General features: G+C 69.9%; 21 protein-coding genes. 12 read left to right on the forward strand and 9 right to left on the reverse strand.

Annotated elements, in window-relative coordinates:
* Nucleotides 1-9 precede the first annotated feature (9 nt).
* The 3 genes from ACFFGH_RS31095 to ACFFGH_RS31105 are packed head-to-tail and all read left to right on the forward strand — an operon-like array spanning nt 10 to nt 4498.
* On the forward strand, nt 10-3033 hold the full coding sequence (locus ACFFGH_RS31095) for a LamG-like jellyroll fold domain-containing protein (RefSeq protein ID WP_386676197.1): 3024 nt from the start codon (nt 10-12) through the stop codon (nt 3031-3033).
* A gap of 11 nt (nt 3034-3044) precedes the next feature.
* A complete protein-coding gene (locus ACFFGH_RS31100) occupies nt 3045-3884 on the forward strand; it encodes a hypothetical protein (protein ID WP_386676199.1) in 840 nt (279 codons plus the stop codon).
* Nucleotides 3881-4498 (forward strand): signal peptidase I, encoded by a 618-nt coding sequence (locus ACFFGH_RS31105; protein ID WP_386676201.1) that lies wholly within the window; start codon nt 3881-3883, stop codon nt 4496-4498. Before ACFFGH_RS31100 ends, ACFFGH_RS31105 begins: the two co-directional genes overlap by 4 nt.
* 37 nt (nt 4499-4535) lie before the next feature.
* On the opposite strand, the gene ACFFGH_RS31110 is transcribed toward ACFFGH_RS31105, so the two are convergent.
* Entirely contained in the window at nt 4536-5570 is a 1035-nt protein-coding gene (locus ACFFGH_RS31110) for a 4-hydroxy-3-methylbut-2-enyl diphosphate reductase (RefSeq protein ID WP_386676270.1), read from the reverse strand.
* Nucleotides 5571-5657: 87 nt separating this feature from the next.
* Here ACFFGH_RS31110 and xseA point away from each other — a divergent pair, with 87 nt between their 5' ends.
* From xseA to ACFFGH_RS31140, 6 genes are all read left to right on the forward strand, one after another.
* Complete coding sequence (gene xseA / locus ACFFGH_RS31115; protein ID WP_386676203.1) at nt 5658-6893, forward strand: exodeoxyribonuclease VII large subunit; 1236 nt, start codon at nt 5658-5660, stop codon at nt 6891-6893.
* 9 nt (nt 6894-6902) lie between these two features.
* A complete protein-coding gene (locus tag ACFFGH_RS31120) occupies nt 6903-7118 on the forward strand; it encodes an exodeoxyribonuclease VII small subunit (protein ID WP_386676205.1) in 216 nt (71 codons plus the stop codon).
* 3 nt (nt 7119-7121) lie between these two features.
* Nucleotides 7122-7745 (forward strand): DUF4245 domain-containing protein, encoded by a 624-nt coding sequence (locus ACFFGH_RS31125; protein WP_386676207.1) that lies wholly within the window; start codon nt 7122-7124, stop codon nt 7743-7745.
* Complete coding sequence (locus tag ACFFGH_RS31130) at nt 7742-8356, forward strand: carbonic anhydrase (protein ID WP_386676209.1); 615 nt, start codon at nt 7742-7744, stop codon at nt 8354-8356. Before ACFFGH_RS31125 ends, ACFFGH_RS31130 begins: the two co-directional genes overlap by 4 nt.
* 67 nt (nt 8357-8423) lie before the next feature.
* Nucleotides 8424-9839: a class II fumarate hydratase gene (locus tag ACFFGH_RS31135; protein WP_386676211.1), complete on the forward strand. Its 1416-nt coding sequence runs from the start codon at nt 8424-8426 to the stop codon at nt 9837-9839.
* A 161-nt stretch (nt 9840-10000) separates the two neighbouring features.
* Entirely contained in the window at nt 10001-10402 is a 402-nt protein-coding gene (locus tag ACFFGH_RS31140) for a VOC family protein (protein ID WP_386676213.1), read from the forward strand.
* A 111-nt stretch (nt 10403-10513) separates the two neighbouring features.
* Here ACFFGH_RS31140 and ACFFGH_RS31145 read toward each other — a convergent pair whose 3' ends face one another.
* The 4 genes from ACFFGH_RS31145 to ACFFGH_RS31160 all read right to left on the reverse strand — a co-directional run bounded on the left by ACFFGH_RS31145 (nt 10514) and on the right by ACFFGH_RS31160 (nt 14896).
* Nucleotides 10514-11275 (reverse strand): hypothetical protein, encoded by a 762-nt coding sequence (locus tag ACFFGH_RS31145; protein WP_386676215.1) that lies wholly within the window; start codon nt 11273-11275, stop codon nt 10514-10516.
* A 108-nt stretch (nt 11276-11383) separates the two neighbouring features.
* Complete coding sequence (gene phoH2, locus ACFFGH_RS31150; protein ID WP_386676217.1) at nt 11384-12760, reverse strand: RNA 5'-3' helicase PhoH2; 1377 nt, start codon at nt 12758-12760, stop codon at nt 11384-11386.
* Between the two features lie 232 nt (nt 12761-12992).
* The gene (locus ACFFGH_RS31155) at nt 12993-14114 is read right to left on the reverse strand and encodes an aminotransferase class V-fold PLP-dependent enzyme (protein ID WP_386676219.1); all 1122 of its coding nucleotides are present in this window, start codon (nt 14112-14114) and stop codon (nt 12993-12995) included.
* Nucleotides 14111-14896, reverse strand: coding sequence for an isoprenyl transferase (locus tag ACFFGH_RS31160; protein WP_386676221.1), 786 nt, complete (start codon nt 14894-14896; stop codon nt 14111-14113). The genes ACFFGH_RS31155 and ACFFGH_RS31160 overlap by 4 nt, the downstream gene beginning before the upstream one ends.
* Before the next feature lie 60 nt (nt 14897-14956).
* On the opposite strand from ACFFGH_RS31160, the gene trhA reads away from it, so the two are divergent.
* Nucleotides 14957-15697, forward strand: a complete 741-nt coding sequence (gene trhA, locus ACFFGH_RS31165; protein ID WP_386676223.1) for a PAQR family membrane homeostasis protein TrhA — start codon at nt 14957-14959, stop codon at nt 15695-15697.
* Nucleotides 15698-15709: 12 nt separating this feature from the next.
* Here trhA and ACFFGH_RS31170 read toward each other — a convergent pair whose 3' ends face one another.
* Both ACFFGH_RS31170 and mca read right to left on the reverse strand, forming a co-directional pair.
* Nucleotides 15710-15979: a hypothetical protein gene (locus ACFFGH_RS31170; protein WP_386676225.1), complete on the reverse strand. Its 270-nt coding sequence runs from the start codon at nt 15977-15979 to the stop codon at nt 15710-15712.
* Nucleotides 15976-16848 (reverse strand): mycothiol conjugate amidase Mca, encoded by an 873-nt coding sequence (mca, locus tag ACFFGH_RS31175; RefSeq protein WP_386676227.1) that lies wholly within the window; start codon nt 16846-16848, stop codon nt 15976-15978. The genes ACFFGH_RS31170 and mca overlap by 4 nt, the downstream gene beginning before the upstream one ends.
* Nucleotides 16849-16906: 58 nt before the next feature.
* Between mca and ACFFGH_RS31180 the strand changes: the two genes are divergently transcribed.
* Both ACFFGH_RS31180 and greA read left to right on the forward strand, forming a co-directional pair.
* Complete coding sequence (locus tag ACFFGH_RS31180; RefSeq protein ID WP_386676229.1) at nt 16907-17329, forward strand: DUF4307 domain-containing protein; 423 nt, start codon at nt 16907-16909, stop codon at nt 17327-17329.
* 59 nt (nt 17330-17388) lie between these two features.
* The gene (greA, locus tag ACFFGH_RS31185; protein ID WP_386676231.1) at nt 17389-17874 is read left to right on the forward strand and encodes a transcription elongation factor GreA; all 486 of its coding nucleotides are present in this window, start codon (nt 17389-17391) and stop codon (nt 17872-17874) included.
* Nucleotides 17875-17928: 54 nt separating this feature from the next.
* Here greA and ilvA read toward each other — a convergent pair whose 3' ends face one another.
* Both ilvA and ACFFGH_RS31195 read right to left on the reverse strand, forming a co-directional pair.
* Nucleotides 17929-19170 (reverse strand): threonine ammonia-lyase, encoded by a 1242-nt coding sequence (ilvA, locus tag ACFFGH_RS31190; protein ID WP_386676233.1) that lies wholly within the window; start codon nt 19168-19170, stop codon nt 17929-17931.
* Entirely contained in the window at nt 19163-20341 is a 1179-nt protein-coding gene (locus ACFFGH_RS31195; RefSeq protein WP_386676235.1) for an AI-2E family transporter, read from the reverse strand. The genes ilvA and ACFFGH_RS31195 overlap by 8 nt, the downstream gene beginning before the upstream one ends.
* Between the last annotated feature and the right edge of the window lie 59 nt (nt 20342-20400).

Raw genomic sequence — 20400 nt, forward strand, 5'->3', positions numbered from 1 at the left:
ATCAAGGCGATGAAGAGCCGGCTGGCGGGATTCCGCGCGCGTTCTCTGCGCGCGGACCGGTTCCGCGTCCGCGCGCGTTCTCTGCGCGCGGACCGGTTCCGCGCGCAGCGGGGCACGCGCCTGCACCGAAGGCTGCTCCTCGGCCTCTCCGCCGGCGTCGCGCTCGCACTGACCGGCGTCTCCGGGACCACCGCCCTGTGGACGGGCAGCGTGACCCTGCAGGGTGGAACCCTCACCGGGGGCTCCGTCACCGCCCAGGTCGCCGCGAGCACCCGCCTCAACCACACCTATACGAGCGCCGCCATCGCGAAGACGACCTACGTCGATCTGAGGAACGCCGGCTCCGTGGGCGCGCAGTACTCGCTGTCGTTCTCCACCACCAGCACCGGAGCGATGAAGGACAGCATCACGCTCAGCCACTGGATCGCGGCCAGCAGCGCCGCCTGCACCGAGTCCGCGGCGGTGGCCGCCGGAGGGTGGACCGGCCGGTTCGGCTCCGCACCGGTCAGCACGGGCTCCCTGCCGGCCAACACGACCAGGGTGCTCTGCGTCCGCACTCGCCTGGACACGACCGCACTTGCCACGAGCGGGACGTTCGCGCCGCGGGTGAACCTCACGCTCACCGCGCCGGGCACCCAGTGGACCAGCAGCGCGAGCGCGACGGGCTCGCAGAGCGTCACGGCGAACGGCGCGCTCGGCAATGACTACTTCGATGCGGTCCTGAGTGACGGCGCCTCCCACTACTGGCGCCTCGGCGAGGCCACCGGCCCGGTGGTCTACGACTGGGTCGGGGTGAACGACGCCTACGGCGGCACGGGCCTCACCCGCGGCAGCGCCGGCGCGATCGGGGTGTCGTCCGACGCGGCGACCACCTTCTCGGGAACCCCGGAAGGCGGCGCGGGCACCCGCATCGCGGCCGCCGGTCCGCAGCGATTCGCGGTCGAAGCGTGGTTCAAGACCACCACGACGACCGGCGGCAAGATCGTCGGCTACGGAAACCAGTCGACGGGGCTCTCGGGCAGTTACGACCGGCACATCTACATGGACGCCACCGGGGTCGTGCACTTCGGTGTCTGGATCGGCAGCGCGAGCACCATCTCGTCCGACTCCGGCTACAACGACGGCCAGTGGCATCACGTCGTCGGGAACCTCGGACCGACCGGGCAGTCCTTCTATCTGGACGGTGAGCTGGTCGGCACCGAGCCGACGACGACCGCGCAGTCCTTCTCCGGCTACTGGCGGATCGGCGGCGACAACAGCTGGGGCGGCGACGACTACTTCGACGGCGTGATCGACGATGTCGCGGTGTACGGAGCGCCGTTGACGGCCCGCCAGATCGCGAATCACCACAACATCTCCGGCCAGGGCGCGTTCCCTGCTGGGGTGGGCGACCCGTCCGGTGCCGCCGTGTACTCGGGCTCCCCGCTGCTCTACTGGCGGCTCGGCGAAACGAGCGGCGCATCGACCGCCGCCGACTCGAGCGGCAGCGGAAACACCGGCACGTACAGCGGCAGCGTCACCAAACCGATCACCGGCGCGCTCCCCGGAACACGGGACACCGCTGCCGCCTTCAACGGGACGAGCGGACTGGTGTCCAGCACCACGCTCACCGCCGGCCCGCAGACGTTCACCACCGAGCTCTGGTTCAACACCACGACAGCCACCGGTGGGAAGCTCATCGGCTTCGGCAACGCGCAGACCGGCAGCTCCACCTCGTATGACCGGCACGTGTACCTCCAGAACGACGGCAGGCTCGTGTTCGGCGTGTACAACGCCGGCTACTACACCGCCGCGTCCCCGCTGGCCTACAACGACGGCAAATGGCACCACGTGATCGCCACCCTCGACGGCCAGATCGGCCTCCGGCTCTACGTCGACGGCGAGATCGTGGCGTACAACACCGACACGAAGCTCGCCCAGAGCTACAGCGGGTACTGGCGCGTGGGGGGCGACAATATCGGCAGCTGGCCGGGAGCTCCGACCACGCCGTACGTGACGGCGAAGGTCGACGATGTCGCGGTGTACGGCACGGCCCTCACGGAGACCCAGGTGAAGGAACGCTACGCGGCCGCCACCGGTGCGCCGATCGCCGCCTTCACCGCCACCGCGAACCAGCTCACCGTCTCCTTCGACGCGTCCGACTCGTACGACGTCGACGGGACGATCGCGAGCTACTCCTGGGACTTCGGCGACGGAACGACGGGCACCGGCAAGACCACATCGCGCACGTACACCGCCTCCAGCGTCTACATCGTCACGTTGACCGTCACCGACAATTCCGGGGCGATCAGCAAGTCCAAGTGGTACCAGGCCGCGTACGACTCGATCGCGCCGTCCACGCCCACCGGCCTCGCGGTGACGAACCGGACCACGACCTCCATCCGGCTCAGCTGGACCGCGGCGACCGACAACGTCGGCGTGACCGGGTATCAGCTCCGGCGCAGCGACGGCGCGACCTACACGACGACGACCACCACCTACACCAACACCGGTCTGACCTCCGGCACCGCATACAGCTACCAGGTCCGCGCCCGCGACGCAGCCGGCAACTGGTCGCCGTACACGGCGCTTCTGGCCACCTCGACGACGGCGCCGACGTTCGCCTCGACCACCTGGTACACGGTTCGCAGCGTCGCCAGCAACCTCTGCGTGCAGGCCGGCGGCACCGCCAACGGCTCCGCCCTCACCCAGGCGGCCTGCACGAGCGGCTCGTGGAGCCAGAACTTCCGGTTCATCGCCGTGGGCTCCAACTGGCGCGTCGAGTATCGCAACGCCACTCCCATGGTGTGGGACGTCAGCGGCGTCAGCACCGCGCCCAGCGCACCCGTCCACCTGTGGACGTACGGCGGGGCGACCAACCAGCAGTGGCAGCCGATCCAGCACGGCAACGGCTCCTACTCGTTCAAGGCTGCGAACAGCGGGCTCTGCCTTCAGTTCGCCGGAGGCTCGGTGACCGCGGGCGTGTCGCTGGAGCAGGCGACCTGCAACACGGGGAGCAACACGCAGCGATTCACCCTGGCGGCGGCACCGTGAGGCGCGGAGTCGTGCACGGACTGGTGGCGGTGCTGACCACGGTCTGCCTGTCCGGTTGGGCGGCGCCCACCGCCGCCGCGGATCAGGGCGGCGCCCAGGTCAGCCTGGACGGCGTCACCTGGTCCGAGTCGCCGAGTGGCTCCCTGTTCCCCGCGGGCGCCGCGCTCGTGCCCGGCTCCAGCCAGACCGGCACGTTCTGGGTGCGGAACGCATCCGACCGGAGCGCGCACCTCCGGATCTCGGTCAGCGACGCCAGCTCGCGGAGCATCGCCCTTCTCGAGAGCCTCACGCTCCGAGCCACCACCCCGGCAACGGCAGCGACTGCGGCGGTCCCTCTCGCCGCCTCGACGACCTGCACACCCCTGCTGTCCGGGGAGCCGCTTCCCGCAGAGACGTTCACCCGGGTCACCATCACCCTCGCAATGAGCGAGCACGCCGGCAACAGCGGGCAGGCCTCCACAGCACAGGCGGCGCTCTCGGTGACCCTCGCCGACCCGGACGCCCCCGAGCCGGCTGCGGAATGCGCGCCGGGGGGCGGAATCCCCTTGACCCCGCCACCAGGCTCTCCAGAGGAGCAGGACCGCGGGACGGATGGCCACGGTGATCGGAGTGCGGTCGCCATCGGCGACGGCGCCACGCCCGCGCTCGCGCCCGCAGTTCCTGCCGATCGCGACTCGGCCCCTGGGAACGCGGTTCCCGGCGGGCCGACGGCGGAAAGCCCGCCAGGAGCGGCCGCGCCTCCCGCGATCAGCTCCGGGTCGGCCGTACTGTTCCCATGGCTGGCGGCTGCCACCGCCATGCTCGGAGCGGGGATCTTTCTCGGAATCTGGAAACGGAAGCGACACGGATGAACACGGAACAGCAGGTCTCGACCGACACCCCGGCCGCCGAGCCCAAGCCCGAGCGCAGCCTCTGGGGCTATCTCCGCATGGGACTCACGTGGGGATTCGTGAGCCTGGTCGCCGCCCTGGGCGCGGTGACTCTCATCGTGCCGGCAGTGGCCGGAGCGACACCCCTCGCCGTGCTCACTCCCTCGATGGAGCCGACCCTCCCGGTGGGAACCCTCGTCGTCGTGAAGCCGACCCCGGTGCAGGACGTTCGGCTCGGCGACGTCATCACGTATCAGATCAAGCCCGGCGACCCGACGCTGGTCACCCACCGCGTCGTGGAGGTGCGTTCCATCTCCACCGGTGACATCGAGTTCCTCACCAAGGGCGACAACAACGACGCAACCGACCCGACGGTGGTCACCGCGCCGCAGCTGAAGGGCAAGGTCTGGTACAGCGTGCCCCTCGCCGGCTTCATCAGCATGGCCGTGGGCACCATGCTCGGCCCGATCGTGGTCCCGGTCGTCGGCGTGCTGCTGCTGGGCTACGCCGGTTACACGGTCATCAGCGGAATCGTGGGCAGCAAGCGAAAGAAGCGCGCTGCGGCCACGCAGCCGGAGCTCGCACCCGAGGCCTGACCGCCCCTGTTCGCGCCCGACTCGCGCACCTGATGGATCAGGTGCGGTTGCGGCCGCCGAGCGCGCGTGCGTCGGTTGCGCCGGTGAGGTCCCGGCGGAGCTCCTTGGGCAGCGAAAACATCAGGTCCTCTTCCGCCGTCACGACCTCCTCGACCGAGGTGTAGCCGGCGTCGGCCAGCTGCTCCAGCACCTCCTGCACCAGCACCTCCGGCACCGAGGCGCCGGACGTCACGCCGATCGTCGCCGCGCCGTCGAGCCACTCCTGCTGAATCTCGCTGGCGTAGTCGACCCGGTACGCCGCCTTCGCGCCGTACTCCAGCGCCACCTCGACGAGCCGCACGCTGTTCGAGCTGTTCGCCGATCCGACGACGATTACGAGATCCGCGCCCTGCGCCACCTTCTTGATCGCGACCTGGCGGTTCTGGGTCGCGTAGCAGATGTCGTCGCTCGGCGGGTCCTGCAGGTTCGGGAACCGCTCGCGCAGCCGCCGAACCGTCTCCATCGTCTCGTCGACACTGAGCGTCGTCTGGGACAGCCACACGACGTTGTCCGGGTTGTTCACCACCACGGAGTCCACGTCTGCGGGTCCGTTCACGAGGGTGGTGCGCTCGGGCGCCTGCCCCATCGTGCCCTCGACCTCCTCATGACCGGCGTGGCCGATCAGCAGGATCTCGTAGTCATCGCGCGCGAAGCGGATGGCCTCGCGGTGCACCTTCGTGACGAGCGGGCAGGTGGCGTCGATGGCGTGCAGGTGCCGGTCGGCCGCGCTCTGCACGACCGCAGGCGAGACGCCATGGGCGCTGAACACGATGTGCGCGCCGGGCGGCACCTCCGCGACATCGTCGACGAAGATCGCACCTTTGCGCTCCAGCGTCGAGACGACGTGGACGTTGTGCACGATCTGCTTGCGCACGTAGACGGGAGCGCCGTAGTGCTCGAGCGCCTTCTCCACCGCCACCACGGCGCGGTCCACTCCCGCACAGTAGCCGCGAGGCGCCGCCAGGACGACCCGCTTCGTTCCACTGACGGGAGTGTCGACTAGCCTGTTTCGTGCCGCTGGAACCCGCGGCATCTCGAGGCTGACGGCCGCGCCGTTGCTGATGGAACTCACCTGTCGATTCTACCCGTGGGGGCACGGGGCACTCTGGGAGGCGATCGCGTGACCGACGCACCGGCGACCCGAGACGCTCCCTGGTCCGTCTCCACGCTGTCGAAGAAGCTGAAGGGCTGGATCGACCGGCTCGGCAGCGTCTGGGTCGAGGGCGAGATCACCCAATGGGGCGCCGGAGCCGGCGGCAACGTCTACGGCAAGCTGAAGGACTGCGACCAGGACGTCACCGTCTCCTTCCAGATGTGGTCGTCGGTGAAGCAGCGAGTGCCGTCCGACCTCAAACAGGGCGACCGGGTGATCGCCCTGATCAAGGCCGACTGGTGGATCAAGGGCGGCACGCTCACCATGCAGGTGCTGGACATGCGGCACGTCGGCCTCGGCGACCTCCTCGAGCGGCTCGAGCGCCTGCGTCAGCAGCTGCGCTCCGAGGGGCTGTTCAGCGCGGACCGGAAGAAGCCGCTGCCGTTCCTCCCGCACTGCATCGGACTCGTCACCGGCAAGGACAGCGACGCCGAGAAAGACGTGATGCGGAACGCCCAGCTGCGCTGGCCGCAGGTGACGTTCCGCGTCGCGCATGCCGCGGTGCAGGGCGACCGGGCCGCCGGGGAGCTCATCGGCGCGCTCAAGCGGCTCGACACCGACCCTGAGGTCGATGTGATCATCGTGGCGCGCGGCGGCGGCGACTTCCAGAACCTGCTGGTGTTCAGCGACGAGCGACTCGTGCGCACCGCGGCGGCGCTCGCGACACCGCTGGTGAGCGCGATCGGGCATGAGGCAGACCGGCCACTTCTCGACGACGTCGCGGATCTCCGCGCGTCGACGCCGACGGACGCCGCGAAGCGCGTGGTGCCCGACGTGGTCGAGGAGCTCGCCAAGGTGCGCCAGGCGCAGGCGTGGATGACGTCCCGCGTGACGATGCGGGTCAACGCTGAGCTCGACCGCCTCGAGTCGCTGCGCTCGCGCCCGGTGATGACCGACCCGTCCTGGATCATCGACCGGCGCGCGGAGGAGGTCACCCGCTGGGTTGCACGGAGCTCGGACCTGCTCTCGGTGTGCATCGAGCGGGCGCAGTCCACGGTGACCGAGCTCGCGGCGCATCTGCGTGGGCTCTCACCGCAGCGGACCCTCGATCGCGGCTACGCCATCGCACAGCTGCCTGACGGTACGGCCCTCCGAGACCCGGCGGAGGCACCGCCGGGCACTCCTCTCCGCCTCACCGTCGCGGCCGGCGCAGTGACCACAACCGTGGACGAGCCCGCCGTCGTGCCTTCGGCCGCTCGGTAGGATCGAACCGTGGCAACCACCTCACCCGACATCTCCTCGCTCTCGTTCGAGCAGGCTCGCGACGAGCTCGTGCGCGTGGTCGCCGAGCTGGAACAGGGTGCCCCCACGCTCGAGGAGTCGCTGGCCCTGTGGGAGCGCGGCGAGGCACTTGCGAAGCGCTGCGAGGAGTGGCTGGTCGGTGCGAAGGCACGGCTTGACGCTGCGCGCACCGGCGGATCCGACTAGCGCATGGCCAAACCAGCCAAGCCGCCGGTCGTGGCGGAGCTCGGGCGCCCGGAAACCCCCGAGGAGGCGTCGATCCGCCGCGATGAGGCGCGACGCAACCGCCGGGCGCGGCAGACGACGTTCAATCTCGTGATCGCCACGCTGGCCTCACTGGTCCTCGCCGCATTCTTCGGCATCCTCATGTCGAACCCGGGCTCTCCCGGCATCGACGCCGTCGACTACCGGGCGGCCGCCGCCGATGCGCAGGGCGATGTCGAGGAGCCGCTGGTGGCGCCCGAGCTGCCCGAAGGGTGGCAGGCGAACCGCGCGGAGTTCGAGAAAGCGGCCGACGGCGTCGCCGTGTGGCGGCTGGGTCTGCTGACGGCGGCGGGCGAGTTCATCGGGGTCAAGCAGGGCATCGACGCGAACCCGACCTGGCTTGCAGCCCAGGTCGCCGACACGAGCGAGACCGGGTCGGCATCCATCGGCGGGCTCGACTGGACGCTCCGCGAGGGCGACCCGGAGGGCAACCTGGCCCGGGCGATGACTGCAGAGCACCAGGGTTCCACCGTCGTGCTGTACGGCACGGCCGACGACGACGAGTTCACCGCGCTGGCCGACGCGGTCGGCGGGGAGTTGACCGAATGAGCAAGACGCCCGCCAAGGTGTGGCAGCAGATGGTGCGCGGCAACGAGCGCTTCGTCTCCGGCAAGCCGCTGCACCCGCGGCAGGACGTCGAACGCCGGGCGGAGCTCGCCAGCTCCCAGGCTCCCGACGCGGCACTCTTCGGATGCAGCGACTCCCGGCTCGCGGCGGAGATCATCTTCGACAAGGGACTCGGCGATCTCTTCGTCGTGCGGAACGCCGGCCAGATCGTGTCCGCGTCGGTGGTCGCGTCGCTCGAGTACGCCGTCGAGGTGCTCGGCGTCCCGCTGATCGTCGTCCTCGCCCACGACAGCTGCGGTGCGGTGCAGGCCGCCATCGACACCCAGCGGGAGGACGCGCCGCCGCTTCCGCCGCACATCGCCACCCACATCGCGCCGATCCTCCCTGCCGTCCACACGGCGACACAGGACGGGGTGCGCGCCGACGCGACCGAGGTCGGCCGGGTGCACCTTCGGAACACCGTGCGCGGGCTCGTCGAAGCGTCCGAGCTCATCAGCGACGCGATCGCCGAAGGTAGGCTGGCAGTCGTCGGGGCGAACTACCGCCTGTCCGAAGGACGCGCCGCCCCCGACGTCGTGATCGGGTCCGTCTGAGCGGGTCCGCAGCCGCACCAGCCGGGAACACCCGGCTCGGAATCACCCAGCAGGAGAGCACAGCGACGTGAACCAGCCAGCCGCGACCGACGCCGGAAGCCCGTACCGCATCGAGCACGACACCATGGGAGAGGTGCGTGTGCCCGCGTCGGCGCTCTACCGGGCGCAGACCCAGCGGGCCGTCGAGAACTTCCCCATCTCCGGCACCGGCCTCGAGGGGGCGCAGATCGTCGCACTCGCCAGGATCAAGCGGGCTGCGGCGATCGTGAACGCCCGGCTCGGAACCCTGGACACCGCTATCGCCGAGGCGATCGTCGGTGCGGCTGAGGAGATCGCGGCGGGCCGCCACCACGAGCACTTCCCCGTCGACACCTATCAGACCGGCAGCGGCACATCGTCGAACATGAACATGAACGAAGTGCTGGCGACGCTCGCGACCGACCGGCTCGGCTCCGCGGTGCACCCGAACGACCACGTGAACGCGTCCCAGTCCTCCAACGACGTGTTCCCGACCTCCGTGCACGTCGCAGTGACCGGCGCGCTCCTCGGCGACCTCATCCCGGCGCTCGAGCATCTTGCCGGCGCGCTCGAGGCGAAGGCGGAGGCGTGGAAGGCGGTCGTGAAGTCTGGCCGCACCCACCTGATGGACGCCACCCCGGTGACGCTCGGCCAGGAGTTCGCCGGCTACGCCCGCCAGGTGCGGCTCGGCATCGAGCGAATCCAGACGGCCATCCCACGGGTGGCCGAGGTGCCGCTCGGCGGCACGGCGACCGGAACCGGCATCAACACGCCGCTCGGCTTTCCGCAGCAGGTGATCGAGGAGCTGGCGGCCGACTCGGGTCTGCCCATCACGGAGGCGCTCGACCACTTCGAGGCCCAGGGTGCGCGCGACGGCCTCGTCGAGGCGTCCGGAGCGCTCCGGGTGCTCGCCGTCTCGCTCACGAAGATCTGCAACGACATCCGGTGGATGGGCTCCGGCCCGAACACGGGCCTCGCGGAGCTGCACATCCCCGATCTCCAGCCCGGGTCGTCGATCATGCCCGGCAAGGTCAACCCGGTCATCCCCGAGGCGGTGCTGATGGTGTGCGCCCGTGTGATCGGCAACGACGCGACGGTGGCCTGGGCCGGCGCGTCCGGCAACTTCGAGCTCAATGTCGCGATCCCCGTCATGGGCACGGCGCTGCTCGAGTCGATCCGGCTGCTCGCCAACTCCACCCGCGTGCTCGCCGACAAGACGGTCGACGGTCTGCAAGCCAACACCGACCGGGCGCGCGCGCTGGCCGAGTCGTCGCCGTCGATCGTGACCCCGTTGAACAAGATCATCGGGTACGAGGCGGCCGCGAAGATCGCGAAGCACTCGGTCGCGAACTCGATGACGGTGCGCGAGGCCGTGATCGACCTCGGCTTCGTGGAGCGAGGCGAGATCAGCGAGGAGCAGCTCGACACGGCGCTCGACGTGCTCTCGATGACCCGGCCCGGCTGACTTCCGCTCCAGCATCGTCGTCGTTTGCGGGCTTCTGCCGCATCCCGCGCCCGGGCACCGGCCGTTGTCCGCAAATGACCCGGGGTCTGGACACGTGATCCGAGCAGGAGAATGCTGGGCGTGAGGGGCGCATCGGGGCGTCCGCAGCCGAAGGGACTCTTATGACGGTGTTCAGCGACGCCAGTGCGTTCAGCAGCTTCTCGGCGGACGACATCGACGCAGCGAAACGCTTCTATGTCGATGTGCTCGGTCTGGAGCTCAAGGATGAGGCGATGGGCGCGATCGAACTCGGCCTCGGTGGAGGCGGTGTGATCTTCATCTACCCGAAGCCGAATCATCAGCCCGCGACCTTCACCGTGCTGAACTTCCCGGTCTCCGACCTGGAGGCCGCCGTCGACGAACTCAGGTCGAAGGGCGTCGAGACGAAGATCTACCCCGACAGCGAGTTCCCGTCCGACGAGCGCGGGATCGTGCGCGGCGGTCCCGACACCGGCCCCGACATCTGCTGGTTCAGGGACCCGGCAGGCAATGTGCTCGCCGTGATGTCCGACCCGCGCGGCTGACCACTCGGTCCCTGGAACCGGCCGACGGCTCCGAACGGGCCGTTTCGGCGTTCGCGGGCCGGCACGGCGGCCCGGTTCCGCCGAATCGGCCCAGTCTGGCGCAGATCGGGATCAGGCCGGAGCGGGCGCTTCGGCGACCGCACGGCGCGGCGCGCACGCCAGGAACAGCGCGCCGGCGACGGCCAACTGTCCGGCAAGCGACAGAAGCGGACCCGAGATGGCGGCGTCCGCACCGCCGGTTCCGAACGCGTCGGCCAGCGACATCCCCATGTTGAAGCCGGCCGTCCACGCCAGTATGCAGGTCGCACCGATCAGCAGCAGGCCGGCGACGGCGACTCGACGGCGGGTGCCGACCTGCCGCAGCGGCAGGGCGCACGCGATGACGTACAACACGGTTGCGAACGACCAGAACCCGGCCCACGACGCCACGAAGCCCCCCGCAGCCGTGCCCTCACCGACCGCCCGCATCTGCCCATAGATCTCGTTCAGGCTCAGTCCCGGGACCCGGGCGAGCGGATTCCACACCAGAATGTGCATCGCACCGGCGGCGATCACTGCGAGGTTCGCGACGCCCAGCGCGGCCGCGAGCATCGTGCGGCTTCGCCGCGCGGAGCGGCCGGCGGCCGGCGGATCGGGCCGGGTGATCCCCGCCTGGACGTCCGCCGACCGGGCGGCCCGCCCGGTCGACACACCGACGGCGAGCAGCACCGGCACGGCGGCCAGCATGAGCAGGCTCACCTCCGCGGACGCTGCGAACCCATCCCATTGCCCAGCCAGGAACAGGCGGCTCACGAGAAGCACCACTGCGGCCGCGAAGCACGCGACCGACACTCCAGACCACGGCGCACGCAGTGGCGGAGGTCCTGAAGTCATGACCGCATACTCGCAGAAACCGGATCCTTCGTCCCGGAAACGGGCCGTTTCGGCATCGGCGGGCTGCCGCGGCAGCCCCAGTTCGCCGAAACGGCCCGGTCTCGCGGACTACGCCAGCTCGTTGCCCTCCAGCATCTCGGTGACCAGGGCGGCGATGGCGCTGCGCTCTGAGCGGGTCAGGGTGATGTGGCCGAACAGCGGGTGCCCCTTGAGCGCCTCGATCACCGACGCGACGCCGTCGTGGCGGCCGACACGGAGGTTGTCGCGCTGCGCGACGTCGTGCGTCAGCACCACCCGCGAGTTCTGCCCGACCCGGCTCAGCACCGTGAGCAGCACGTTCCGCTCCAGCGACTGCGCCTCGTCGACGATCACGAAGGCGTCATGCAGCGAGCGCCCGCGGATGTGCGTGAGCGGCAGCACCTCCAGGAGGCCGCGCTCCACGATCTCGTCGAGCACGTTCTGGCTGACCACCGAGCCGAGGGTGTCGAAGATCGCCTGGCCCCACGGGTTCATCTTCTCCCCCTGGTCGCCGGGCAGGAAGCCGAGCTCCTGCCCGCCGACCGCGTAGAGCGGGCGGAACACCATGATCTTGCGGTGCTGCTGCCGCTCCAGCACCGCCTCGAGTCCGGCGCACAGCGCGAGCGCCGACTTGCCGGTGCCAGCACGTCCGCCGAGGGAGACGATGCCGACCTCGGGGTCGAGCAGCAGGTCGATCGCGAGACGCTGCTCCGCGCTGCGGCCGTGCAGGCCGAACACGTCCCGGTCCCCGCGCACCAGCTTCAGCTCCCCCCGTCCGGACACCCGGCCGAGCGCCGAGCCGCGCTCCGAGTGGATGACGAGGTTCGTGTTCACCGGAAGGTCCTGCACGGCGCGGGTGAGCAAGCGCTCCTTGTCATACAGCTGCGAGACCTGGTCGCCGCTGAGGTCCACCTCGACGAGGCCCGTCCAGCCGGAGTCCACCGCCTGCTCGGCGAGGTACTCCTCGGCGGAGAGGCCGATCGACGCCGCCTTCACGCGCATCGGCATGTCCTTCGACACGACGGTCACCGCGAGGCCCTCGCCGGCGAGGTTCATCGCGACCGCGAGGATGCGGGAGTCGTTGTCGCCGAGCTGCAGCCCGGAGGGCAGCACGGACTGGTTCGAGTGATTCAGCTCGACACGGAGGGTGCCGCCGTGCTCACCGATGGCCATGGGAAAGTCGAGGCGCTCGTGCTCGATCCGCAGGTCGTCGAGGTGGCGCAGCGCCTGGCGGGCGAAGTAGCCGATCTCCGGGTCGTGACGCTTGCCCTCCAGCTCGCTGATGACGACGACGGGGATGACCACCGAGTGCTCGGCGAAGCGGAAGATCGCCTTCGGATCGCTCAGGAGCACCGAGGTGTCGAGCACGTAGGTGCGCTCCCCCTGCTTCGCTCTGGCCGTCCGGGAGGAGGACGGGCCCTTCTTCTGCTGCGGGGTGCTGCTGGCTTGCGTTTCGAGCGCGGTCACTACCACTCCATCCCCGGGATGCGCGGTTTCCGCACCCGGATCCAGGTCGGCAAGACGGCCACGTGGATCGCGAGGCGAACTTGTGTGGCCGCCTCGACCGGACGCGATGTCCGATGCCAGAACGCTAAGCCTCAGGAAGGTGCGAAATCCGAACCGACACGCGCCTGTGGATTACGGGAATGTAAACGCTCGGTGACGGTGGTCGCGGCTCCGCGCCGTGCCCGGCGGTCCCTCAGATGTTGGTCGCGGTGGCGTAGGAGAGCAGGGACGCGCGCAGGATCTCGAACGTCTCCTCGTTCGTGGACACGTGGGCGCTCAGCCGGACGCGGCCCTCCCGGGTGGTGGCGGAGACCCCGTGATTGTGCAGGGATGCGGTGAGGACGGTCAGGTTCTCCGGTGCGGGCTCCAGCACGACGATGCCCGCCCGCTCACGCTCGTCGCGCGGCGACACCACCGGCACCGCATACTCGTCCGCCAGATCGATGATCCGGGTCACGCGCTCCGCGATCCGCGCGGAGATCTCGGCGACGCCCGCATCCGACACCAGGTCGAGCGCGGTGGCCAGCCTGGCTTCCGCGATGGGGTCCGCGTTCGTGACGGAGAAGGCGCGCGCGCCGCGGGCTGCCGGCAGCACCTCGTCGAGCGGCAGTCCCTCCGCGTCGGTGGCGGTGTAGCCCGACCAGACCGGCGTGAGGTGCTCGACCGCCCGGTCGCTGAGCGCCAGGAATCCGGTGCCCCAGCCCGCCCGCAGCCACTTGTGGCCGCCGCTCACCACGACGTCCGCGACCGTATATGGCGCATCGACGACCCCGAACCCCTGGATGGCGTCCACGATGAGCAGCCGGTCCCCGATGACCTGCCGGATCCCGTCGAGGTCGGCGAGGTACCCGGTGCGGAAGTCGACGAGGCTGACCGCCACCGCGACCGTCGCGTCGGTGAGCTGCTCCCGCAGGTTGCCGGGCGTGACCCTGCCGTGGTCGGTCTCCAGCCACACCGGCGTGACGACTCCCAGCGCCTCCGCCGCGCGGGTCGCGGCGAACGTGAGGCTCGGATACTCGGCGGGCGACAGCGCGACCGCGCCGGTCAGGCCGAACATGGCGTGCAGCAGCCCCGTGCTGGTGTTCGGCTGGAACACCACGGACTCCGCGGGGAAGCCCGTCGCCCTGGCGACCGCCTCCCGCACCCGCGCGTCCTGCCCCAGCAGGGAGGAGATCGTGCCGAACCGGGCCTTCGACAGCAGTTCCACCAGCGAGGCACCCTCGGCGGCGACGGCGGCGCTGAGGGGGCCGACGGCGGCGAAGTCGAGGTAGCCGGGCTCCTCCTGGAAGTCGGCGAGAAGGGCATCCAGGGTCACTGTCCATACCTCCGTTGGCGGCGGGAGAAATCGCGGAGCGCTCGCAGGAAGTCCACCTCGCGCAGGTCGGGTCCGAGTGCCTCGACGAAGTAGAACTCGCTGTGAGCACTCTGCCACAGCATGAAGTCGCTCAGCCGCTGCTCACCGGAGGTGCGGATGACCAGGTCCGGGTCCGGCTGCCCGCCCGTGTAGAGGTGCTCGGCGATCACCTCGGGGGTCAGCAGCTCCGCCAGCGAGTCGAGCGAGCCGCCGTTCTGCTGGTGCATCCGCACGATGCTCTTCACCGCATCCGCGATCTCACGGCGCCCGCCGTACCCGATCGCCAGGTTGATGTGCAGACCGGTGTTGCCGGCGGTGCGGTCCTCGGCTGCGCCCAGCGTCTGCACGAGGTGACCGGGCAGGCCGTCGGTCGACCCGACGTGCTGGATGCGCCAGGTCCCTTCGCGGGAGAGCTCATCCGCGAGGTCGCCGATGATGTGGAACAGCTCGTCCAGTTCCGCGGAGTTGCGGCCCGTGAGGTTGTCGGTGGAGAGCAGGTAGAGCGTGACCACCGAGATGCCGAAACGGTCGCACCAGGCGAGGAACTCGCGCATCTTCTCCGCGCCGGCGCGGTGGCCGTGCGCCGCGGTGTCGAGGGCACGCGACCGCGCCCACCTGCGGTTCCCGTCGATGATCATCGCGACGTGGCGGGGAAGGCTCGCTCCAGCCAGCTGGCGGCGCACGCGGCGCTGGTAGAGACCGTAGAGCAGTCCGCGGCCCGCGGTCTCCTCGGTGTCTCGCACACGCTTACGCTAGTCCACCGCCGGAAGCCGCCCCGGAATGCCGCCGGTAGGATTCCGACCATGGCCGCTGACCGGAGCTCGACGAACACCGACCGCGAACCGGCCTCCGAGCTGCCGAACGTTCCGCTGCTCGAGGAGTCGCTCGACTACGAGAAGGTCGAGCAGAAGCCGACCTGGCGTGGGTGGATCCACGCGGTGACGGCGCCACTCGCGTTGGTGGCCGGCGTGCTCCTGGTCGTCGTCGCGGATGGCGCGGCCGCGAAGTGGTCGTCGGGGGTGTTCGCCTTCACCTCGCTGCTGATGTTCGGCACGTCGGCGATCTACCACCGCTTCGACTGGAGCGCCGGGGTCAAGCGCACCCTCAAGCGCTTGGACCACGCCAACATCTTCCTGCTCATCGCGGGCACCTACACCCCGATCTCGGTGCTCTGCCTGTCGATGGACCGCGCAGTGCTGCTGCTGACCCTCGTCTGGTCGGGGGCGCTGCTCGGCATCGGGTTCCGGGTGTTCTGGATCACTGCGCCGCGCTGGCTGTACGTGCCGCTCTACGTGCTGCTCGGGTGGGCGGCGGTGATGTACATCGCCGACCTGTTCCAGGCGAACGTCGTGACGATGGTGCTCGTGATCGCCGGCGGCCTGATGTACACGATCGGCGCGGTGGTGTACGGGATGAAGCGCCCGAACCCCGTGCCCGGGCACTTCGGCTTCCACGAGATCTTCCACACGCTCACGGTGCTGGCGTTCCTCTGCCACTGGACCGGCATCCTGCTCGTCGCAGTCGATCCGCCGCTCCACGGCTGAGCGCCGCGACGATCAGTCGGCGTTCGATCCGTCGTCGGACTTCGCGCTGTCGTGCGGTTCCTGAGGTTCGCGAGAGGCGGCGCGCTCGCGCTCGAGCTGCTCGCGCACCTCGCCGCGGTAGCGGGTGCGCCGCACCCGGCGGAGCATGTCGAGGACGAGGAGGATGGTCGCCACCGCGAGGAAGAGGATCGCGAGGAAGCCGACGACGCCGGGCGTGACGGTGTCGGGATCGGGCGTGGAACCGCCCTGCGCCGGCACGAGATGCAGCATGGCGGGAATCATCGGGATTCCTCCGCATCGGCGATCCCGGCGAAGAGATCGTCCTCCGGCAGATCGGTGTCGACGAGGCTGCGCACCAGCTCGAAGTCCTCGAACGGCCAGGCGGAGCGCTGCAGGTCGTTCGGCCAGAAGAAGAACCGGTCATCCGCTGCGACCTGGCTGGCGTGGCAGCGAAGCGCCTGGTCCCGCACGTCGAAGAAGTCACCGCACGGCACCCGAGTCGTCACGTTGTGACGGCGCTCCTTCATCCATTCGACGAGCTCGGCGAAGCCCGCGAGGCCGGGATGCGGCGGGTCCGCGTGCGACATGGCTTCGTGCACCGCGTTCACCCGGTCGGCGTTGAAGATCCGGTCGTAGTACAGCTTCGAGACCTGCCATGGCTCGCCGGTCCCCGGGTAGCGGTCCGGGTCGGCGGCGGCATCGAAGGCCAGCACCGAGATCCGGTGCGTGCGGATGTGGTCGGGGTGGGGGTATCCGCCGTTCTCGTCGTAGGTGATCATCACGTGCGGCCGGTATTCGCGGATGATCTTCACCAGCGGCCGCGCGGAGATCTCTGCGGGGATCGCGCCGAAACTGTTGGCAGGGACGGGCACACCCTCCGGCGGGAGACCGGAATCGTGGTAGCCGAGCCAGCGGTGCTCGATGCCGAGCACGTCGCGTGCGCGCTCCATCTCCCCGCGGCGGAACCCGCCCATGTCGCGATCCGGATGAGTGCGCGGATCCAGCGCCGGATTGAGCACGCCACCGCGCTCGCCGCCGGTGCAGCTGACCACCATCACGCCGGCACCGCGGCTGCGGTACCACGCGAAGGTTCCGGCGCCCTTGCTCGACTCGTCGTCGGGATGGGCATGGACGGCGAGCAGGCGAAGCACATCATCTCCTGTCGGACGGAATAGCCTGGAACCACCCTATTGTGCGAGGAGGGCACCCGTGACGGTCCGCACCCCCGCCGTGGACTCGGAGGACGAGCTCGCTGGGCGCTACGGCCGCGGACCTGTCGACCGCAGACGGAATCGGTGGTGGTTCGTCGTCACCGCGGCGGCCTTCGTGGTCGTGTTCGGCGCGTGGCTCTGGTGGGGCGGGCTCTCCTCCCCCGCGGCGCAGCTCGAGGCGCGCGACGCCGCCTACGAGGTGGTCGACGACCGCACGGTGACGGTCCAGTGGCGGCTCACGGTCGAACCCGGAACACCGGCGAAGTGCGCGGTGCAGGCGCTGAACGCGCGGTACGGCGTGGTGGGCTGGAAGGTGGTGGATGTGCCGCCGAGCGAGCAGCGCACGAGGCTGTTCACCGAGCAGCTGCGCACCACCGAGCGGGCCGAGACCGGCTTGATCTACCGCTGCTGGCTGACGTAAGCTAGCGAATTCATCACGAGACCGGTCGGACCGACCGGTCTCATTGCGTGAGGAGCACCATGTCGAACACAGCGACCCCATGGCTGACCCAGAAGGCCTACGACCGTCTTTCCGCCGAGCTCGAACAGCTGAGCGGCCCCGGCCGGATCGAGATCGCGAAGCGCATCGAGGCGGCGCGCGATGAAGGCGACCTCAAGGAGAACGGCGGCTACCACGCCGCGAAGGAAGAGCAGGGCAAGATCGAGGCGCGCATCAGCGAGCTGACCGCACTGCTGCGCTCCGCAACCGTCGGCGAAGCGCCGGAGAGCTCGGGCGTCGTCGAGCCCGGGACCGTGGTGACCGCCAGCATCCAGGGCGACGAGAGCGTCTTCCTGCTCGGCAGCCGCGAGATCGCCGGCGACAGCGACCTCGACGTCTACAGCGAGCAGAGCCCGCTCGGTGAGGCCATCGTCGGACTCAAGGTCGGCGAGAAGGCCAGCTACATCGCCCCGAACGGCCGCGAGATCACCGTCGAGGTGCTGAAGGTCGAGACCTACGAGGGCTGAGCCGGCTTCGCCGGCGCGCAGCGCGCCAGCGCGGGTCGAATCGAGCGACCTGGCTCAGAAGTCCACGCGCGGGCTGTAGCCGGCGGCGCGCAGCTTCGCCAGCACCAGTTCGGCGTGCTCGGGGCCGCGCGTCTCGATGTGCAGCTCCAGCTCGACCTGGCTGATGTGCATGCCGCTGCCGTGACGGGTGTGCAGCACCTCGACGACGTTGGCGTTCGCTTCGGCGACGATCTGCGCGGTGCGGGCGAGCTGGCCCGGACGGTCCGGCAACGGGATGCGCAGCTTCAGATACCGTTCCGACGCGGAGAGTCCGTGGCTGATGACGCGCTCCATCACCAGCGGGTCGATGTTGCCGCCGCTGAGGATGATGACCGTCTTGCCGAGCTGGCCGAGGACCTTGCCGGACAGCAGCGCCGCGACGCCCACCGCGCCGGCGGGCTCGACGACGAGCTTCGCCCGCTCCAGCAGCACCAGCAGCGCTTTGGCGGTCTCACCGTCGTCGACGGTGACGACGTCGTCCACCGCGTGCTGGATGATCTGGAAGTTCAGTGCCCCCGGCTTGCTGACCGCGATGCCGTCGGCGATGGTCGGCGTGATGGCGATCTCGACCGGCTGACCCTGCTCGAGCGACACCGGGTACGGCGCGGCGTTCGCGGCCTGCACGCCGATGACCCGCACCTCCCGGCCCGACAGCTGCGCCCGCTGCTTGATGGCGCTGGCGACGCCCGAGATGAGGCCGCCGCCGCCGATCGGCACGATCACCGTGTCGAGGTCCGGCACCTGGTCGAGGATCTCCAGGCCGAGCGTGCCCTGTCCGGCGACGACATCCGGGTGGTCGAACGGCGGGATCAGCACCGCACCGGTCTCCGCGGCGAGCGCCGCCGCGGCACGGAGCGGCTCATCCACGGTGTGCCCGCGCAGCACCACCTCGGCGCCGTACCACTTGGTCGCCTGCAGCTTGGGCAGGGCGACACCGATCGGCATGAAGATCGTCGCCTTGATGCCGAGCTCCCGCGCCGCGAATGCGACGCCCTGCGCGTGATTGCCGGCGGATGCCGCGACGACCCCGCGGGCCTTCTCCTCAGCCGAGAGGGTCGCCAGCCGGTTGTAGGCCCCGCGGATCTTGTAGGAGCCGGTGCGCTGCAGGTTCTCGCACTTCAGGTACACCGGGCTGCCGACGACCTCGGCGAGGAAGTTCGAGGTCTCCATCGGCGTGACGTGGATGACCTTCGACACCAGTTCCCGCGCCGCCTCCATCGCCTCCAGCGACGGCCCCGCGAGGATCGTCTCAGACATCCGATTTCCGCCTTCCAGAGTCGGACACGACGTCGTCGAGCACCGGGTGTGGATTCTCGCGCCACGCGCCCGACGCGATGTATTTCACCATCACGTTCAGCACCGCGACGATCGGCACCGCGAACAGCGTTCCCGGGATGCCGGCGATGAAGCCGCCCGCCGCCACCGCGACGACGACGGCGAGCGGATGCACCTTGACCGCGGTGCCCATGATCAGCGGCTGGAGCACGTGGCCCTCGAGCTGCTGCACGAGGAGCACCCCGCCGAGCATGACCAGGGCGGCGACCGGCCCCTGATAGATCAGCGCGATGAACACGGCGACGCTGCCGGTCACGACGGCGCCGACGATCGGCACGAACGAGCCGAGGAAGACCATGACGGCGATCGGGATGACGAGCGGCAGCCCCAGGAAGAACGCGACGAGCGCGATGCCCACTGCGTCGACCGCGGCGACGAAGATCTGCACCTTGACGAACGTGGTGAGGGTCAGCCAGCCGGCCTCGCCCGACCCGTTGACCGCTCGACGCGCGCGTCTCGGGAACAGGCGGACGGTCCAGTTCCAGATGCCGCGGCCGTCGATCAGGATGAACAGTGTCGCGAACAGGGCCAGCAGCAGGCCGGCCAGGAAGTGTCCGGCGGTGGAGCCGACCGAGGCGGCGCCGGTGAGCAGTGCCCCGGTGTCGCGCTGCAGCGCCTCCCAGCCCTGCGCCAGGTACTGGTTGAGCTCCGCCTCGCTGATGGCGAGCGGCGACGTGACGAGGTACTCGCGGAATTCCTCGATCCGTTCGACGGTCCGGTCACGCAGCCGCGGGAAGTCGGAGGTGATCTGGGTGACCACGAGGAAGATGAGCCCGCTCACGATCGCCAGCAGCCCCACCATGGCGACGGTCACCGCCAGCCACTTCGGCCAGCGGTGGCGGCGCAGGAACTGCACGAGCGGCACCAGCAGCGCCGAGATCAGCACCGCGACGAGCAGCGGGATGACGATGTAGCGGAGCTGGATGACCAGGAAGACGAGCAGGCCGACCACACCGGCGATGGCGAGGATGCGCCAGGACCAGGCTCCCGCGATGCGCATCCCGACCGGGACCGCGCCGTCCGCGGCAGGCCGAGGTGCGACGACGGGCGCGGGACGCGGCTCTCGGCGTTGCAGTCGGGTGCGGGTAAGCATCACGGAGTCAGTTTAGGGGCCGAGAACTCGCGGAGTTCCGCGGGAGTGTCGGCAGCGGT

The sequence above is a fragment of the Lysobacter korlensis genome (assembly GCF_042434515.1).

Excerpts from the sequence above, each read along its gene's own strand:
- ACFFGH_RS31140 (WP_386676213.1), top strand. The coding sequence starts at position 10,001 with ATGACGGTGTTCAGCGACGCCAGTGCGTTCAGCAGCTTCTCGGCGGAC.
- ACFFGH_RS31110 (WP_386676270.1), bottom strand. The coding sequence starts at position 5,570 with ATGCCGCGGGTTCCAGCGGCACGAAACAGGCTAGTCGACACTCCCGTC.
- ACFFGH_RS31130 (WP_386676209.1), top strand. The coding sequence starts at position 7,742 with ATGAGCAAGACGCCCGCCAAGGTGTGGCAGCAGATGGTGCGCGGCAAC.
- ACFFGH_RS31195 (WP_386676235.1), bottom strand. The coding sequence starts at position 20,341 with ATGCTTACCCGCACCCGACTGCAACGCCGAGAGCCGCGTCCCGCGCCC.
- ACFFGH_RS31095 (WP_386676197.1), top strand. The coding sequence starts at position 10 with ATGAAGAGCCGGCTGGCGGGATTCCGCGCGCGTTCTCTGCGCGCGGAC.
- greA (WP_386676231.1), top strand. The coding sequence starts at position 17,389 with ATGTCGAACACAGCGACCCCATGGCTGACCCAGAAGGCCTACGACCGT.
- ilvA (WP_386676233.1), bottom strand. The coding sequence starts at position 19,170 with ATGTCTGAGACGATCCTCGCGGGGCCGTCGCTGGAGGCGATGGAGGCG.
- ACFFGH_RS31125 (WP_386676207.1), top strand. The coding sequence starts at position 7,122 with ATGGCCAAACCAGCCAAGCCGCCGGTCGTGGCGGAGCTCGGGCGCCCG.
- ACFFGH_RS31145 (WP_386676215.1), bottom strand. The coding sequence starts at position 11,275 with ATGACTTCAGGACCTCCGCCACTGCGTGCGCCGTGGTCTGGAGTGTCG.
- ACFFGH_RS31170 (WP_386676225.1), bottom strand. The coding sequence starts at position 15,979 with ATGATTCCCGCCATGCTGCATCTCGTGCCGGCGCAGGGCGGTTCCACG.
- trhA (WP_386676223.1), top strand. The coding sequence starts at position 14,957 with ATGGCCGCTGACCGGAGCTCGACGAACACCGACCGCGAACCGGCCTCC.
- ACFFGH_RS31105 (WP_386676201.1), top strand. The coding sequence starts at position 3,881 with ATGAACACGGAACAGCAGGTCTCGACCGACACCCCGGCCGCCGAGCCC.